This window comes from Lentzea kristufekii, from assembly GCF_033949925.1.
Classification (GTDB): domain Bacteria; phylum Actinomycetota; class Actinomycetes; order Mycobacteriales; family Pseudonocardiaceae; genus Lentzea; species Lentzea kristufekii.
Window position 1 is genome coordinate 1 of record NZ_JAXAVV010000040.1, and the last position, 17,044, is coordinate 17,044.

A 17,044-nucleotide genomic window follows, 5' to 3' on the forward strand; every position below is an offset into this window, starting at 1 on the left:
GACTTCTCGGTGATCTGGGGTGGCTGCGGGATCTCGTAACCCGACGGACCGACGTTGCGTTCGAGGGCCCGCTTCCACTCACCGCTCGAAATCATCTTCTCGATCGCCTTGTTCACGGCGTCGCGCGACTCGGCGTCACCCTTCGGCACGCCGATGCCGTAGCGCTCCTTGGAGAACGTCTTGCCGACGAGCTTGAGCAGCTCGGGGTTCTCCGCGGCGAACCCGGCGAGGATGACCTCGTCGGTCGTGACGGCGTCGACGTTGCCCGCCATGAGAGCGATCACGCAGTCGGAGTACTGGCCGTACTCGACGATCTGCACCTGCTGGGAGAAGTCCGCCTTCACCTTCTGCGCGGAGGTGGACCCCTTGACCGAGCACAGCTTGCGGCCGTTCATGGTCTCCGGGCCCTGGATGGCGTTCTCGGTGTAGCGCACCAGCATGCCCTGGCCCGTCTCGAAGTACGGGCCGGCGAAGGCGACCTTCTCCTTGCGGGCGTCGGTGATCGAGTACGAGGCGATGATCAGGTCGGCCTCACCGTTCTCGAGCATCGACTCGCGGGCGGCGCCTCGGGCCTCCTTGAAGGTGATGCCACCTTCCTCCACCCCGAGCTCGTTCGCCACGTACTTGGCGACGTCCACGTCGAAGCCGACGTACCGGCCGTCGAGCCGGCGCTGGCTCATGCCGGGCTGGTCGTAACGGATGCCGATCGTCAGCTTCCCGGAGTCGGCACGTCCGATGACTGTGCTGGTGTCACCGCTCCCACAGGCGGTGGCGAACACCGCAATGGCAGTCAGTAGCGCGGCACGACGGATCACGACAGGCCTTCCGGGGGTGGTGTGGATTCGTGCGCAATGCTACGGACCTGTGGCGATGATCGACTGTGATGTATGACAACTACGGAAGCCTCGCTTTGCTGGGTGTCACATGCCTGCCGTGACGTTCGATCGCGCGCCGGAGATGGCCGGGCGGAGCGAGTCTCCTGATCTTGCCGGGCACCAAAAGCGCAGCTCGGCGCATCATTCGCAGCCAGAGATCGGCATGCGCGTACGGCTTTCGGCCGTGTAGTTCGAGAGCCCAGTCGGGTAGTACCGAATAGGCCAGGTGGCCCACGAGAACCCGGTACACGGGCAGCCCGTGGCGGAGCCGGCCTTGCACCGGCGGACCGTGCAAGAAGTCGTAGATCACATCGGAATCGGTCGTTCGGTGCAGAACGGGACGCATCCGGTCGAAGTATTCGGCCATTTCCCGTCTGGATCCCGGTACTTCATCCGGGTGCAATCCGACCAAAGCTGCTGCGGATCGCTGCTCGGCGTAGTAGAGGTCCTTCTGCCTGTCGGACAGTCCGTACCCCGCGCGGTCGAGCACTGTTTCGAAGCACGAAACCTCCGAGCAATGTACCCAGAGCAGCAGTTCGGGCTCGTCCACGCGGAACGTCCGGCCGTCGACGACGCCGCGCAGGTTCCGATGCGTGGCCCGCACCCGTGCCGCGGCGGTGGCGATCTCCTCGTCGGTGCCGTAGACGCCGAGGTCGACGAAATCCGCCGTGCGCTTGAGCCTGCCGAGCGGATCGGCCTGGAAGTTCGAGTTCTGCACGACACCCGCGACCGCCTCGGGGTGCAGTGCCTGCAGGTAGAGGCTCGCGATCCCGGCGATCCACATCGTCGGGTCCGCGTGCATCTGCCAGCTCACGGAGTTCGGATCGGGCATGCGGACATCGTCCCGCCTCGCCAGGATGAGGACCATGGACCTGGACCAGGCACGGGAAGTGCTCCGCAGTCAGCACCGCGCGGTGTTCTGCGCACTGAAGTCCGACGGCACGCCGGCCATGTCGCCGGTGCTCGTCGCGCTCGACGACAACGGCGACGTGCTCGTCTCCACGCGAGCCACCGCGTACAAGACGAAGCAGGTCGAGCGCGATCCGCACGTCTCGCTGTGCGTGCTGCCGGACAGCTTCTTCGGCCGCTGGATCCAGCTCAACGGAACCGCGACGGTCGTCCCGTTGCCCGAGGCCATGGACCTGCTGGTCCAGTACTACCGGACGATCTCCGGCGAGCACTCCGACTGGAACGAGTACCGGGCGGCGATGAAGCGCGAGCAACGCGTGATCCTGCGGATTTCGCTGAGCTCCGCCGGACCGGACAAGACGGGCTGAGCCTGTAACACCGTTAGCGGGCGCAACGATTCCACGGGGACGGCGGCTACCGGGCAGGCGGAACCTGGGGAGCGGAAGCGATGACTGGTGTCAGACGCCGCGGCTACTTCACGGCCGCGGTCGCGGTGATGGGCGCTGCCCTGATCGCGGCTCTGTTCTCGGCACCCCCGGACAAGCCCGTCGACATCCGCCTGGTCGCACCGCCGCCTCTGCCGCCCGAGGTCATCACCGCGACCGCCACGACCACCGTCTCCGCCGTCGGAGTCGAGCGGCCGCAACCTCCGCCTCCACCACCACCGCCGCCTCCACCCGGCGCCGCGGACCGGCCACCGCCTCCGCGGCCTGGGCACAGACCGCCGCCTCCACCGCGACCGGGCAAGCCACGGCCAGACCTGTACGACCTGCTGCGCTGCGACTCGAAGCTCTTCGGCGACGACTTCAAGCACTGCTTGAAGTGGCCGCTGGACGCCGAGGAGCTCTGCGAGTTCCTGGAGGAGCACCAGCTCGAACCGATCGACCTGCGCGGGCCGGACGGTGGCCGGTTCGACCACTTCGACCGGTTCGAGCTGAGCTGTGACGACGACAACTAGGCCTTGAGCTCCTTGAGCTCGGCCAGGTTCGCTTCCGCCAGCGCGCCGAGCAGCTGGGCCTCGCCGAGGTAGTGGTCGTCGATCAACGCCTCGACCTCGTCGTCGTTCATCGCCGGCACGATCCGCGCGGCCATCCTGTTCATGTTGCGATAGCTGCCCTGCAACAGGAACGGCCGCTCGGACGGGTTCGCCGCCGACGCGATGTACGCCTGGTTGACCTTGAGCACGACCTGCTGGATCCGTTGCAGCTTCCGGACGACGGACAGCATGCGTTCGAGTTCGACGGTCTCGTACTCGTGCCGGATGCTCTCGCCGTTCGCCAGGCGCACCAACGGTTCCACGTCGACGCCGCCCAGGACCGGGTTCGAGCCCGAGGCGTTCTCCAGGTAGCTCAACGCGAACAGGGCGTCGCGACCGGACAGCACGTCGCCCAGGTTCCACACGTCCGCGCGGTTCGCGAGCATGTCGGGCACCCGGAACGCCCGGCCGGTCTCGGTGTACGGGTTGCCGGCCATCGACACGGCGAAGCGCTTGCCCCGCAGGTCGAACGTGCGCGGCTCGCCGTCCCAGACACCCTCGACCCGGCGTTGGGCGTCGCACAGCGAGATGAACTTCTGCAGCAGCTCCGGTGAGGTGTGCTGGATGTCGTCGAGGTGCAGCAGGACGTTGCTGCCCAGGGCGAACGCGAAGTTGATCCGCTCGACCTCCTGCCGCGCGGTGGCGTTCGGTGCCTCCTGCGGGTCGAGCGAGGTGACGCCGGTGCCCAGCGCCGGGCCGTTGACCTTGACGAACACCATGCCCAGGCGGTTCGCGACGTACTCCATCAGCGTCGTCTTGCCGTAGCCGGGCGGGGAGATCAGCATCAGCAGGCCGGTGCCGTCGCCCAGCTGCTTGCTGAGGTTGTCGCCGATCAACGGCAGGTAGACCTCGTTCAGCAACCTGTTGCGCACGAACGTGTTCAGCACGGCCGGCTGGTAGTCGTCGAGCCTGAGCCTGCGGCGTTCCCCGGCCAGCAGCTCGTCGCGCCGGCGTTGGTACGCGCGGAAGGCCGGCACCTGTCCGGTGCGGAAAGCCCTGAGCCTGGTCAGGGTCTCGTCGAGGCGCAGGTCCATCGACTGGTTCTGCACGCGCGGATGCGTGCCGAGCAGGCCCGAGACGGTCTCGGTCAGCGCCGCGCTGGAGTCGTAGCGCGGCAGGTCGGTGAGCAGGATCGCCACGACCTCCGGGAACTCCGGGCAGTCCTCGTCCTTCAGGAACGCACTGAGCCACGCCTCGATCAGGTCGCGGTCGTGCAGTTCCTCGGTGACCACGGCGCGGAACCTGTCGATCACCGCGCGGGCGGCCTTGCTGGTGACGAACCCCTTGGGCTCGCAGGCGAGTTCCTCGAACAGGTACTCGGCGGTGAGCTCCTCGAGTCCGAACTGCTTGCACAGCTCGGGAATCCCGTGCGTGCCACCGAAGATCGTGCGGGCGCGCGCCAGCGACTCGGCCTTGCGCGCCCAGAGCGCGCGTTGGTCCTCTGGCTGCTCGGACCAGAAGATCTGTGCCGCCGCGCGGGTCTTCGGCGGATACCTGAGCAGTCCGGCGCCGGCGTGAAGCCGTTGCAGGACAGCGAGGATCTTCTCGGCGTCGTGGTCGTGGACGCCCTTCTCGTAGCCCTCGTCGTAGCGTTCGGCGGCGGCGTTCGTGACGTCGGTGCGGCCCTCGGCGAGGAGGCTCCCCGCGAGGTGCTCGGAGCGGTAGACGTGCTGCGTCTCCGAGACGAGCAGCTGGTCCCAGAACGGCCTGGTGGCCTCGAACGCGGGGTCGGTGACCTCACTGCGGTAGTCGGTGCCGGTGACCGCGTAGAACAGCCTGCCGTCGCGCGGTACGAGGGTGAGGTTCATCGGCTCGGTCGTCACCGGGAAGCGGTGGCGACCGAGCACGATCGACGCGCCGTCGTACAGATCGGCCCGGTCGCGCAGTGCCCGGCCTCCCTCTTGCCGGGCATCGCGCAGACTCGCGTCGAGCTCGTCGGCCCTGACGTCGCCGAGTCCCCTGAGCTGCTCGGCGACCGCGCGGACCTTGGCGACCATCGGGTCGCCGGCGAAGTACGTGTTGATCTCGTCGGTCGAGGTCAGCTTCCCGACGCGACGGCGGATCGTGCCCAGCACCCGTTCCGCGGACTGCACGAGCCTGTCGGCCCTGCGGGCGCGTTCGTCGAGCAGCGTCTGCTTGCGGGCGGAGAAGGCCTCGTAGACGTCCGTGCGCTTGGCGCCGACCTGGGCGAGGAAGTCGTCGAACTCGCCGAACCGCGACTCCAGGTTCTCCAGCTGCAGCAACAGCCTGCCGAGCTGGTCGTCGCACCGCTGCGGGGTGTCCGCGACCGACAGCGCGCCGGTGATGGCCTGGCCGAGCAGCGCGAACTCCGCTGCGAACTCGGCGCGGCCCTCGACGTTGGCGAGCTGGGCGCGGCGACCGTCCACAGTGGCGCGTGCGCGGTTGACCGCGGCCAGGACCTCGCCGATGCTCGCCAGGATCTGCGTGCGGGTCGTGGTGTCGGCGGCGTCGAGGGTGCTGACGACCTCGGTCAGCACCTCCAGCCCGGCCTGCTGCTGCGCGAGCCGTTCGCGCAACGGCTTCGCCTCGGCGGCGGTCGTCAGCTCCGCGGCCGCGATCTGGTCGATCTCCTCGTGGTACTGGGCGAACGCGCCCTCACCGCTGAGGAAGGCGACGGCTCTGCGCGCGGACGCACCGAGTTCCTCGACCAGTTCGGCTTCGCGCCTGTCGATCTCTTCGACGTCGACGTACTTCAGGTCCTTGAGGGTGATCAGCCGGCCCTGGGCGGACCGCAGGTCGGCCAGCAGCCGCACCCACTCGTCGGCGCTGCGCGGCGCGGCCGACCTGGCGAGCCTGATCAGGCTCGCCAGCTTCTCCGCGGCCTGGTGGAGTTGTTCGGCGGCGTGCTCGGTGAGCGTGCGGACGGCCTCGAACTCGTCCAGCACCTGCTCCGCCGTGGCGCGCACGGCCTGGACGTCCTGCTTGAGCCCCAGTTCGTCGAGCCAGTGGACACCGTCGATCACCCTGGTGCACAGGGCGATCAGGCCCTCGAACACCGGCACGCTCGGGATCATCTCGGCGCTCATCCTGGTGATGGACAGGCAGTCCGAGATGCCGCGGACGAGTTCGGCGTTGCCGATGCGGGCGAGCGGGCCCGCCTGGTCGGGCAGCACCTCGTCGAGGACGAACGGCGTGCGCCACACCTGCATCGGGTGCACGCGCACGGCCTCTGGGCTGGTCTCGCGGAAGACCACCAGCGTGCCGTCGGCGAAGAGCGAGTAGCCGTGGCAGACGATGGGGGTCGCGACCTCCTTGCGGATCACGTTGTAGGGCAGCAGGAGGCTGCGGCCCTCGCGGCGGGCGTGGAAGACGAACAGCACGTCCTCGCCGTTCGCCGACCGGACGACCCGCTCGAACTCCAGCTCGTCGGTGTCGACGTCGAAGGTCTTGTCCGCGCCCGTGACCAGGTAGTAGCCGCCGGGGAAGATGATCCCCTGGTCCTCCGGCAGGCACTGGCAGGCCTGACCGATGCCGTCGAGCCGCGTCACCACCTTGGTGCGGGTGTTGAAGACGAGGTGCCGCCACACCGTCTCCTTGTACGGCAAGACGCGCAGCAGGATCAGCGGTCCGACGCGGGCGTAGTGCACGTCGGCGTCCGCGAGGCTCTGCAACGGCTCGTCGACGGGCTCCTCGTACACGCCCTGGCCGGACTCGGTGTTGTTCTCGATCTTGACGGTCAGCGTGCCGCCGACCGTCTCGACGAAGACCTCGTCGGCGATCGCGATGTGCGGATGCCGGCCCAGCACGTGCTGCTCGCGGGTCGTCTCGACCCACGTGAAGTCGTGCGAGGGCGGGAAGACGTGGTCGCGGTCGCCGCGGTTGTCGACGTACGCGACCGTGCCGTCGACCTTGATGTCCCAGCGCAGCACGCGGATGTCCTCGATCCGCGCGCCGGTCTGGAACACCGCGAGCAGCCGCGACTCGACCGTGCGCAGCTGAAGCAGCCGCGTTTCGCGGTAGTACCGGTACAGCTCGGCGAAGTCGTTGCGGAACCTCGGGTCCTGCAGGAACTCCGCCTCGACCGTGGCGAAGTCCCTGCCGTGCACCGCGAAGACGTCGTCGACCTTGGTCTCGGGCTTGAGACCCATGAACACGTTGTAGCCGAACAACATCACGTCACCGAGCGCGACGATGTCGCGTGGCACGCAGTTGTTCTCGGTGCGGATGCGTTCGGTGGCGAGGAGTTCGAGGGCCGTGCTGCCGAACGTCTCGACGCGCTGGGCGTTCAGCGCTTCCGTGCTCCGGGCGAGCCCGCCGGCCTGTTCGGCCAGCCGGGCTCGCAGCACCTCGTAGGTGCCCGCGTCGAGTTGGGTCATGCGTTCTGGCCGTTGTTCTTGGCCATCTGCGTCAGCGCGATCGCCGCGGCGATGTTCTGCGCGTCACCCGTCGTGAACGAGCTGAGGATCTTGGTCAGGTCCTCCGGGAAGTTCGCCGACCCGTCCATCCACTTGGAGCCCAGCGCCTGCACCACGTCGGAGCTGCCGACGAAGCCGTCGACCTGCTTGCCCGCGGTGATCGAGCTGGCGATCCTGTCGAAGAACATCGTGTCGCCACCGATGATGTCGATGTCGGCCTTCTCCAGCCCGGCCGCGAGCACCATGGCCTGGGCCTCGGCGATCTCGCGCTGCACGTCGATGCCCCTGAGCCGGATCTCCTTCTCCGCCTCGAGACGGAGCCGGTACTCCTCGTGCTCGCGGGTCGCGGTGTCGAGCGCGGCCATCGCCTCCGCCTTGTGCGACAGGCCTTCCGCCTCGCCCTTGAGGCGTTCCTTGATGCCCTCGGCGTCGGCGAGTGCCTTCTCGCGGTCGACCACGGCCTCGGCGCGACCGAACGCCTCGGACGCGGCGGCGTCGCGTTCCTTGACCAGCGCGTCCGCCAGGCCCTTGGCCGCGGCCTCTGCCTGGGTGCCCTCCGCGAGACGGATCTTGGAGCGGGTGTCCAGCTCGGCGGCCTTGTTGCGCGCCTCGGCGAGCACGACCTCTTCCCTGGCCTTGTGCTGCGCGGACTGTTCCGCGGCCTCGGCGGCCTTGATGTCCTTGACCAGCGACTCCTGCGCCTCGGCCTCGGCCCTGATGATGATCTGCTGGCGGTCGCGCTCGGCTTCCTCGACCGCACGCAGGCGCTTGATGTTCTCCTCCTGCTCGGCCACCGTCTTCTCGACGGCGACGCGCTCGCGCACCAGGTCGGCGATCGCGCGGCGCTCGTGCTCGAGCTCCTTGTCCTTCTCGATCATGCGCAGCGAGGTCTCGCGTTCGCGGGCGATGACCTCCAGCATGCGGTCCTTCTCGATGCGCTCGGTCTCGACGGCGATCACGCGCTCGCGGTTCTTCTCGGCGACGGCGATCTCGCGGGCCTTGTTCTCGTTCTGGATGCCGAGCTGCTCCTCGGTGCGGATGAAGGCGGTGTTGGCCTTGAGGCGTTCCTCGGCCTGCACCTTCTGCGTCTCCGCCTCCTGCTCCGCACGGGCCGTCTCGATCGCGCGCTTCTGCTTGATCTCCGCGTCGGCCTGGCGCCGTTCGAGCTCGAGGATCGCCTCACGCGCGCTGACGTTCTGGCGCGTGATCTCCTTCTCCTCGTTGCGGGTGAACTCGTTGGTCTTGACGTGCTCGATCGCGGTCAGCTCGGTGATCTTGCGGATGCCCTGCGCGTCCAGGATGTTCGCCGGGTCGAGCTGCTTGAGCGGCGTCTGCTCCAGGTAGTCGATGGCCGCGTCCTCGAGGCTGTAGCCGTTGAGGTCGGTGCCGATGACCTGCACGATCCGGTCGCGGAACTCGTCGCGGTGGGTGTAGAGGTCGACGAAGTCGAGCTGCTTGCCGACGGTCTTGAGCGCCTCGGAGAACTTGGCGTTGAACAGCTCCTGCAGCGTCTGCTCGTGGCTCGCGCGCTCGGTGCCGATCGCCTGCGCGACCTTGATGACGTCCTCGACGGTCTTGTTGACCCGCACGAAGAACGTGATGCGGATGTCGGCGCGGATGTTGTCCTTGCAGATCAGGCCCTCGTTGCCGGCCCTGCGGATCTCGATGGTCTTCACCGAGATGTCCATCGTCTCGCATCTGTGCAGGACGGGTAGTACGACCGTGCCCGTGAAGGTCACGTCGACCTTGCGCATCTTCGAGACGATCAGCGCCTTGCCCTGCTCGCACTTCTTGAACAGCCTGCTCAGCGTGATCAGCGCCAAGATCAGTACAACCGCGATCACGGCGATCATCACGATCAGCCCTGTGGAGATCGCACCCATTGTCAGCCCCCTGTGGTGATGTCCACGACCCAGAAGAACTCGCCCTCTGCGTCGTAGTCGAAGATCAGCGCGGTCTGGCCCGCCTTCAGTTCGGTGCTCTGCGCCGCTCGCACCTGCACGACCGCCGTGCCGCCGTCGTCGGCGGTCACCTCGGCCTGCCCGTACCGCTCGGTGACCGTGGACGTCCTGACGATCGCGGTGCGGCCCACGAAGTCGTTGCGGGACGCCGGTTTCTCCGGTTTCGTCCAGTTCTTGACCGGGATGAGAAGGAACTTCGTGACGAGCGCGGCCACGAGCAGCGAACCGGCGAGGACGGCGTACCGCAGCGAGCCCTCCGGTGTGAGCACCGTGCCGACCAGTGCGGCGAACCACGTGATCACGATGAACATCGAGACCGAGATCGGCATCACCGGGGCGTCGAAGTCCAGGCCCACCAACGCCACTGTGAGCCAGTAAGCCAGCACTACGAGCAACAGGAAGCTGAACACCACCGTCGGAAACGCCAGCGCGGCAGCCAGGAACTCGGTCATCATCGCCCCCCTTCTCGCCATTCTGATGCGTGAAGTGCCTGATCCGTTGCAGTTTCGGGAATGATCGATGGAAATCGATCGTTGTCCCGATCATGGACATCGGGGTGCAGGGGCTCAACATCGGTGACACGGCAGGGCCGGACGAAACGCGGAGGCTCGCCCAACTGGCCGAGTCGCTCGGCTATCGATCATGGTGGGCGTCCGATCACGTGGTGCTGCCGTCACCGCGCGTCGACCCGTCACCGTCCGAACCGGACGCCGTGATCGTGGATCCGCTGGCTCACCTGAGTTATGTGGCGGCGGTCACGTCCACGCTGGAGCTCGCCACCGGCATCGTGATCCTGCCGCAGCGCAACCCGCTCGTGCTCGCGAAGCAGGTGGCGTCGCTGGACCTGCTGAGCGGCGGGCGGTTCACGCTCGGTGTCGGCGCGGGCTACATCCCGCAGGAGATGAACGCGATCGGTGTGTCGTTCGACGACCGCGGCGCGCGGACCGACGAGTACCTGGACGCGATGGACCAGCTCTGGCACGCGCCGGAGCCCTCGTTCTCGGGCAAGTTCGTGTCGTTCTCCGGCATCGACGCCCATCCGCGTCCGTCGAACGTGCGTGTGGTCGTCGGCGGGCACAGCCCTTCGGCGTTCCGGCGGGCGGTGACGCGTGCGCAGGGCTGGTTCGGCATCGGGACGCCCGACGACGTCCGCGACCACCTCGCCCGGTTCCCCGCTCGCCCCGACGGCTTCCGGATCAGCGTGTCCGCGCAGGTCCCGCTGTCGGCCGCGGTCGTGCGGGAGTACGAGGACCTCGGCGTGGACGAGCTGGTGATCTACCCGCCGATGTTCGACGGCACCGTGGACGAGGTGCTGGAGAGGAACGCGGAGTTCACCGGCTAGCCTGGAACGTCGTGATCCCCGTCGTCGTGCTCGCCGGCTTCCTCGGCTCCGGCAAGACCACCCTGCTCAACCACCTGCTGCGCACGTCGGGCGGCACGCGGATCGGCGTCGTGGTGAACGACTTCGGGCGGATCAACATCGACGCGTTCGCCGTCTCGGCCCAGGTCGACTCGATGGTGTCGCTGTCGAACGGCTGCCTGTGCTGCGCGGTCGACGGCACCGAGCTGGACGGGATGCTGACGAAGCTCGCTTCGGCGGACCTGGACGTCATCGTGATCGAGGCGTCCGGTCTGGCCGAGCCGGCGGCGATGGTGCGGATGGTGTTGCAGGCGCCGGGGGTGGCCTACGGCGGGCTGATCTACGTGGTCGACGCCGTCGAGCTCGACGCCGTGCCACACCTCTCGCGTGACCTGGCGCTGGCCGATCTGGTGGTGCTGAACAAGGTCGACCGGGTCTCGTCGTTGCCTTCGCTGCCTTGTTCGGCTCCCGTGCTCCCCGTGACCTACGGGCAGATCGACCCGGCGCTGCTGTTCGAGGTGCGGCCACCCGACCTGGGGCCGCGGCAGCTGTCGTTCGATGACCTGGACGACCACTCCACCCACGCGCACGCCCGGTACGACAGCGTGTCGTTCGAGTCGCCAGACCCGTTGCACCCCAAGCTGTTCATGGACTTCCTGAGCGCGCGGCCGGAGGGGTTGTTCCGCGCCAAGGGTTTCGTGCGCTTCCCCGGTGGCACGTTCATGCTGCACACCGTCGGCGCCTACGTCTCCTTCGAGCCCGTCGACGACGCCCCGACGCAGCTGGTGCTGATCGGGGCGGGCATCGATCCGGAGGCGCTGACGGACTGGCTGCTGGCGTGCGTCGCGGACGGACCGGTGACCGAGCAGGACATGCTCTGGGTGCTCCGGTACGCCCGCTGACGTCACTTCTTGCAGAACGCGGTGTCCATCACGTCGAACACCTGCTGGAACTTCTTCGCCGGGTCGTCGCCGAACGTGCCGGGCAGCGCGGTGAGCGTGACCGCCGCGTTCTTGCCACCGTCGGTCGCGCCGCCGAGCGACGCCCAGCCGTGGATCGACCCGCCGTGCCCCCACCAGACTCCGCCGCAGCTGAGCTTCGTGCTCTCCAGGCCGAGCCCGTAGGCGCTCTTCTCGTCGACCGTGATGGTCCTGCGCATCTCGTCGAGCTGCGGCTTCGCGAGGAGGCCGCCGTTCAGCAGCGTCTTGAAGAACTTGGCGACGTCCGCCGGCGTCGAGACCATCGCGCCGGACGCCCAGGCCGCGGACGTCTCGATCTCCGTCGCGTTGACGACCGCGGACTTCGGGTCGAGCAGGTCGCTCAGCGCGTAGGCCTGCGCATGACGGCCGCGGATGCGCTGTTCGCCCTGACTCGGCCAGTAGGTGTCCTTCAGACCGGCCTCGGTGATGACCTTCTGGATCGCCTCACCGATCGGGCGACCGGTCACCTTCTGGATCAGCAGCCCGGCCACGACGTAGTTCGTGTTGCTGTACGCGTACTTCTCGCCCGGCGAGAAGCTCGGCGGGAGTCGCAGGGCGGCGTCCAGCAGGTCGTGCGGCGCGAAGTAGCGATCCCGGATGTCGGCGATCTTCGGAACGCCGATCTCGAGCACGTACTCCGGCAATCCGCTGGTGTGCTGCAAGACCTGGCGCACGGTGATGCGCTCGTCCTTGATGTGCGGCACGTACCTGTTCACGGGCCCGTCGAGCTCGACCTTGTTCTCCGCGACGAGCTCGAGGGTCGCAACCGCCACGAACGACTTCGTGATGCTGCCGATCCGCACCTGCCCGTTGAGCGGCGCCTTGCCCGCCACGTGGTTGCGCCCGTTGACGTGGGCCTCGACACCGGGCGTGCCCTCGTGGACGATCTGGTCGAGCTGCTGGGGCACAAGAAGAGTCAGCGCCGTGAGCGCGGCCACCGCAATCACTTGGCACCACACAAAGCAGCGTCCACAGTGGCCAGAACAGCGTCGTGGGCCTTGTCGGCTTCCTCAGGCGTGTCCTGGAAGGTGCCGGGCAGCGCCGTGATCGCAACGGAGAACGCGCGACCGCTGTCGGTGACCCCACCCCGCGTCTCGTAGCCGTGGATGTCGCCCCCGTGACCCCAGGACCGGCCGCCACAGGAAAGCGGCGCGCTGGCGATGCCGAGCCCGTACTCGACGCCCGGCCACATCTCGCCGGCGGTGTCGACGGTCTTCTTCATCTCGTCCAGCTGCGCCTTCTTCAGAAGATCACCCTTCAGCAGGCCGCGGTAGAAGGCGTTGAGGTCCTTGGTCGTGGAGATGATCTGCCCGGCCGCCCAGCCCCAGCTCGGATCGAGCTCGGTCACGTCCTCGATGCCGTTGCCGGTCTTGGCGTACCCGTGCGGGTGCTTGCCGCGAATGCCCTGCTCACCCACACCGGGCCAGTAGGTGTCGTTCAGGTTCAGCTTCCGCACGATGCGCTGGTCGACGTTCTCCGCGACCGGCCGCCCGGTGACCTTCTGGATCAACAGGCCGAGCAGCACGTAGTTCGTGTTGCTGTACTTGAACTTCTCGCCCGGCTGGTTGGTGACGGGATGCGCGTTGCCGACGTCGAGCAGCTCGCGCGGCTCCAAGTAGCGGTGCCGCACCTCCTCGAACTTCTCCAGCCCCAGGTAGTTCGTGTAGTTCGCGAGCCCGCTGGTGTGGTTGAGCAACTGCCGGACCGTGATCCGGTCGTCCTTGACCGCGCCCGGCAGGTAGTGGTTGATCGGCTTGTCGAGCTCGACCTTGCCCTCACCGACGAGCTGCATGACCACCGTGGCGACGAACGCCTTGGTGTTGGACCCGGCGCGCACCTGCCCGTTCCTCGGGACAGGCGTGCGCTTGCCCAGCTCGGACGTGCCCGACGTGTAGGCGGCCGTCCGGCCGTTGCCCTCGGTGATCGTCGCGAGCGCCGCCGGGAACTCGTGCTGCTTCGTGAGCCCGTCGAGCTGCTTCTGGACATCGCTCGCCGGCGCGGCCATCGCCGTCCCGGTGAACAGCATGGCCGTTGCCAGCACGCCTACCAGCGTCTTCTTCATCCTGTGCCTCCCCTTGCCGTGGTGAGGACAGATTTCCAATCAAGGGGGTGTCCGCGCAGTCACGCACGCTTCCGTCCTTGGGGTGGAGCAGGCTCTACCCCGGTAGCGGACGTCGTCGATGACCTTGAACTCGTCCTCACCGCACCCGCTCACTCGCCTGGCCTGCTCAGAGGCCCTTACCTGCACGTTTTGTCGCTACTTGCCCCGGCAGGAAGCCGTTCTTGAGTTGGCTCCAGGACACCAGCGCCATGCGTGCGTCCCTGTCCTGGGGCCCGATCTTGCGTCAACCGTGAGGTTGGGAACCCGGAGGACATGCGGAGGTGGAGATCGGTAGGCTGTCCCGGCGAGGGCTGCTAGCTCAATTGGCAGAGCAGGAGACTTTTAATCTTCGGGTTCAGGGTTCGAGTCCCTGGCGGCCCACCAAACCCCCAGGTCACAGGCCTGGGGGTTTCGCACTTCAAGATCACTGATACGCCTTTGATGCGCTTTACTCCGCGACTCTCAACTTCCGGCCTCTCCCGGTTCGTCCTGCTCAGGCCTGTCGAGCGCCCCTTCCAGCGCGTCAGCAGCCTTCCGGTCGACCACCTTCCGAGCCAGGTAGGTGTCCTGCGTCATCGACGGCCGGGCGTGCCCGAGCTGGTCCGCGACGACCCGTGCAGAGAGCCCCGCCTCATCGAGGATGGTGGCCGCCGTCTTCCGGAAGACGTGCGAGGTGACCCACGCGAACTCATCGCCGCCACGAGCCTTGCGGAGGTCCCGACGGGTGTTCGAGGGGTCCCGCAGCCCACCGAGGCTGTTGGGGAAGACCGGCCCGTCCGGGAACAGCGTGACCTCACGTCGCCGCCGCAACATGTCGAGCGCCCACTTGGGCAGCTGTAGCGTCCGCTCGCCCGCCTCCGTCTTGGTCGACTTCCTGATCAGCCCGAGCCCGCTGGCCCGGATGACCGTGTAGTTCACGTCGACCGTGCCCGCCACGAAGTCGACGTCGTCCCAGTAGACGGCCAGCGCCTCACCGATCCGCACGCCCGTGGCCATCATGAAGCGCGACAGGTCAGGCAGGTCCTTCCGGACCGCTACCAGGTCTGACTCCAGCATCTCCAGCCACAACAAGCGCTCCTCCCGTGTGAGCGCCCTCGGACTCTTCTTACGCCCGCTCTCCAGCGGGTCCGTGTCCCGGACGGGGTTCGTGTCGAGCGCCCTGTCCCGTACGGCGATCCGCAGGGCACCCGAGATCACCGAGCGCGCCGTCTTCGCACTGTCGACACCAACCGACCGCCAGACCGTGCCCAGGAACGCATCGATCCGTGCGACGGTCATCTCACGAATCCGCAGCTCACCGAGGCCCGGAAGCACATGCCGGCCGAGGATGCTCCGATAGGTGTCGAGGCTGCTCGGCGACCGCTTGCCCATGTCCACGAGCTTCTGGAACTTCACCTGCCACGCCTCAAGCGCGTCCTTGAACCGGCTGTCTGGCGTCAATGAGTCTCCCGTCGGGCCTTTGCGCTCGGAGAGCGCCTTCTTGAGCCTCCGCTCAGCCTCAGGCTTGGTCTTCCCCCTGCGAAGCACCGGCCGCGTCTTGCCGTCGAAATCGCGGTAGTTCGCGACGGCGGTCCAGCCTGCTTCCGTTTGATTGCAACGAATCTTGCCGTATGTACCGATGTCGAGCGGCGGACGAGCCATCAGGCCGCCTCCTCAAGCAGGTGCTCGAACCAGCTCCGCACCTCGGACGGCAGGTACCGCAGGTGCTTCCCCAAGCGCCGTGCGGGCGGGCCGTAGTTCTTGGTCCTCCAGCCGTAGAGCGTGTGGACAGGGACGTTCAGGTAGGCCGCAACGTCACTGACGGTCCACAGTGGCTCAAACTGGCGTGTCTCCATGATGTTCCCCCTTTGATCAAGCAGCGTGCAGAGTTGCCGAACTCTCTGGCGGTCCGGCAGATGCGAGCAGCGCGGCCGTGTATTCGGCCTTCCATCTCCGCCGCTCAGCGACGGCACTCAAGAGCAGATGTGCTCGAGGCGGCACGTTCGGGTCACCGGGCTCGACGTTGTTCCAGACGAGCCGTTGTGGCTGGTCTTCGGGCTTGATCCCGACATCGGCGAGCAGTTGCCGAACGAACGTCTTCCGGTCGTGCTTGTGGTCCGCGAGCGACTTGCCCGACCACTTCCGGGACACGAGAACCCGCCGACCGGCGACACCGAGCGTGGTTCGCTTGTGCGCCTTGCCTTTGCACTTCCCAGCCACCGTGGACAGTCGAGCCCCGCGAGGCTGGACGCCGTACAGCAGCCACACCGCGCACTGCGGCGAGCAGGGCGTGACTGCGAGCTCAGCGCAGAGGCGTTCGGCGTGGTCTTCCTGCCGCGCGGTCTGCGCCTCAAAGCACTCGTTGATGCTCTTGGTCAGGTACTTCGTCAGGTAGCCGATGTGGCGGCCGGCCTCTTCAGTTCCGCCGAGGATGCCCTTGGAGTGCACCTGCACCCCGAACCGCGCGACGTGTGCGGGTCGCTCCACCTGGTCGAGGGCGTCTTCCCAGGTAGGCAAAGCCTTTCGAGTCTGCGTATCAACGAACCCTTTGGCCCGGACGTCCCAGACCGGCAGGTTGTCACCGCTGTACTTGATCTCGTCGTGCTCGGGCCACCAGACCTGGTGATACGTGGCCTCAGCGACAGCCCGCAGCTCAGCACGGGAGATGCTGCCTCGAACCGCCGCGTGCCAATGCGGAGCCAACCGCCTCTGTGGCTCGACCGCCGAGAAGTACTGGACCTCCCAACCGACGCACCTCCGAAGGTTCTGGACGAACCGGTCGAGCAGTGCGGCGAAGTGCACCGCATCCCGAGCCGCACGCCGGTAGTTGTAGGTCGCCGGATCAACGGGCGTGCCATCGCTCCGGACCTTGCCGTAGGTGTCGAGCGTCAGCGTGAGGAACGTCGAAGGCTGGTACTTGCCTCCGAAGACCTTGCCGACCGTGCGCTTGCTGACCGGCCGCCGAGGCAGGTTGGGCGCATCCTGCCGCCGCTTGGTCGACCGCTTCCGAGCTGCCTTGAGTGGCACTTCCAGGGAGGGGAGTGAACCGCGGACTCCGAGTTGCCGAAGTTCGGTGTCGACCTCCGCGACCTCTTCCCTGACCTCTTCGGCTCCGACCTCGTCACCCTCATCGAGGGCCAGGCGGAAGGCTTTCACGAGGTCAGCCCGGTAGGCGGTCAGCTCCCGCTGATCGTCGCTCGGAGCGTCCGGCGTGAAGTCGGGCTCCTCTGTGAGGTGCCATCCCTCGCGACACTGCGCCATCCGCAGACGCCGGTTCTTCTCCGCGCAGGTGGGGCACACACTGGCCACGGTCGAGCCGCACGGCACAGGCACGATGTCCACGCGCCCGGTGTCGAGGTCGATCCGCTCCTTGGCCAACGGCCGGACACAGACACCGTGCTCCTCAGCGACGGCCCGAGCGATGTCGAGCGCGGCCGGCTGCTTCATCCGCTCGGAGCGAGTCAGGT

General features: G+C 67.4%; 14 protein-coding genes and 1 tRNA gene. 5 read left to right on the plus strand and 10 right to left on the minus strand.

Annotation, left to right across the window (positions count from 1 at the left end; translation table 11 throughout):
- The coding region (locus tag SK571_RS43605; protein WP_319989984.1) for a glutamate ABC transporter substrate-binding protein at nt 1-815 on the minus strand (815 nt) is incomplete at its 3' end.
- Nucleotides 816-894: 79 nt separating this feature from the next.
- Entirely contained in the window at nt 895-1,707 is an 813-nt protein-coding gene (locus tag SK571_RS43610) for an oxygenase MpaB family protein (RefSeq protein WP_319989985.1), read from the minus strand.
- A 34-nt stretch (nt 1,708-1,741) separates the two neighbouring features.
- On the opposite strand from SK571_RS43610, the gene SK571_RS43615 reads away from it, so the two are divergent.
- Together SK571_RS43615 and SK571_RS43620 are read left to right on the plus strand one after the other, a co-directional pair.
- A complete protein-coding gene (locus tag SK571_RS43615; RefSeq protein WP_319989986.1) occupies nt 1,742-2,152 on the plus strand; it encodes a PPOX class F420-dependent oxidoreductase in 411 nt (136 codons plus the stop codon).
- Between the two features lie 80 nt (nt 2,153-2,232).
- The gene (locus SK571_RS43620) at nt 2,233-2,742 is read left to right on the plus strand and encodes a hypothetical protein (protein ID WP_319989987.1); all 510 of its coding nucleotides are present in this window, start codon (nt 2,233-2,235) and stop codon (nt 2,740-2,742) included.
- Here the strand turns inward: SK571_RS43620 and SK571_RS43625 are convergent.
- Genes SK571_RS43625 through SK571_RS43635 form a run of 3 tightly spaced genes read right to left on the minus strand, consistent with a single transcriptional unit; the run spans nt 2,739 to nt 9,609 of the window.
- Complete coding sequence (locus SK571_RS43625; RefSeq protein ID WP_319989988.1) at nt 2,739-7,157, minus strand: DNA repair ATPase; 4,419 nt, start codon at nt 7,155-7,157, stop codon at nt 2,739-2,741. The genes SK571_RS43620 and SK571_RS43625 overlap by 4 nt on opposite strands.
- The gene (locus tag SK571_RS43630; protein WP_319989989.1) at nt 7,154-9,079 is read right to left on the minus strand and encodes a flotillin family protein; all 1,926 of its coding nucleotides are present in this window, start codon (nt 9,077-9,079) and stop codon (nt 7,154-7,156) included. The genes SK571_RS43625 and SK571_RS43630 overlap by 4 nt, the downstream gene beginning before the upstream one ends.
- A gap of 2 nt (nt 9,080-9,081) precedes the next feature.
- Nucleotides 9,082-9,609, minus strand: coding sequence for a hypothetical protein (locus SK571_RS43635; RefSeq protein WP_319989990.1), 528 nt, complete (start codon nt 9,607-9,609; stop codon nt 9,082-9,084).
- Nucleotides 9,610-9,701: 92 nt separating this feature from the next.
- Here SK571_RS43635 and SK571_RS43640 point away from each other — a divergent pair, with 92 nt between their 5' ends.
- Together SK571_RS43640 and SK571_RS43645 are read left to right on the plus strand one after the other, a co-directional pair.
- A complete protein-coding gene (locus SK571_RS43640; RefSeq protein WP_319989991.1) occupies nt 9,702-10,499 on the plus strand; it encodes an LLM class F420-dependent oxidoreductase in 798 nt (265 codons plus the stop codon).
- 11 nt (nt 10,500-10,510) lie between these two features.
- Nucleotides 10,511-11,419 (plus strand): CobW family GTP-binding protein, encoded by a 909-nt coding sequence (locus tag SK571_RS43645; RefSeq protein WP_319989992.1) that lies wholly within the window; start codon nt 10,511-10,513, stop codon nt 11,417-11,419.
- Nucleotides 11,420-11,421: 2 nt separating this feature from the next.
- Here the strand turns inward: SK571_RS43645 and SK571_RS43650 are convergent, their stop codons facing one another.
- Entirely contained in the window at nt 11,422-12,435 is a 1,014-nt protein-coding gene (locus SK571_RS43650; protein ID WP_319989993.1) for a serine hydrolase domain-containing protein, read from the minus strand.
- Nucleotides 12,436-12,440: 5 nt separating this feature from the next.
- Nucleotides 12,441-13,559, minus strand: coding sequence for a serine hydrolase domain-containing protein (locus SK571_RS43655; protein ID WP_319989994.1), 1,119 nt, complete (start codon nt 13,557-13,559; stop codon nt 12,441-12,443).
- A gap of 347 nt (nt 13,560-13,906) precedes the next feature.
- Between SK571_RS43655 and SK571_RS43660 the strand changes: the two genes are divergently transcribed.
- A tRNA-Lys gene (locus SK571_RS43660) sits at nt 13,907-13,982 on the plus strand.
- Nucleotides 13,983-14,060: 78 nt separating this feature from the next.
- On the opposite strand, the gene SK571_RS43665 is transcribed toward SK571_RS43660, so the two are convergent.
- The 3 genes from SK571_RS43665 to SK571_RS43675 form a co-directional block, all read right to left on the minus strand.
- Nucleotides 14,061-15,038 carry a site-specific integrase gene (locus SK571_RS43665; protein ID WP_319989995.1) on the minus strand — a complete coding sequence of 326 codons (978 nt, stop codon included), beginning with the start codon at nt 15,036-15,038 and terminating at the stop codon, nt 14,061-14,063.
- 200 nt (nt 15,039-15,238) lie between these two features.
- Nucleotides 15,239-15,433: a helix-turn-helix domain-containing protein gene (locus SK571_RS43670; protein WP_319989996.1), complete on the minus strand. Its 195-nt coding sequence runs from the start codon at nt 15,431-15,433 to the stop codon at nt 15,239-15,241.
- Nucleotides 15,434-15,449: 16 nt separating this feature from the next.
- Nucleotides 15,450-17,024, minus strand: coding sequence for a replication initiator (locus SK571_RS43675; RefSeq protein WP_319990027.1), 1,575 nt, complete (start codon nt 17,022-17,024; stop codon nt 15,450-15,452).
- Between the last annotated feature and the right edge of the window lie 20 nt (nt 17,025-17,044).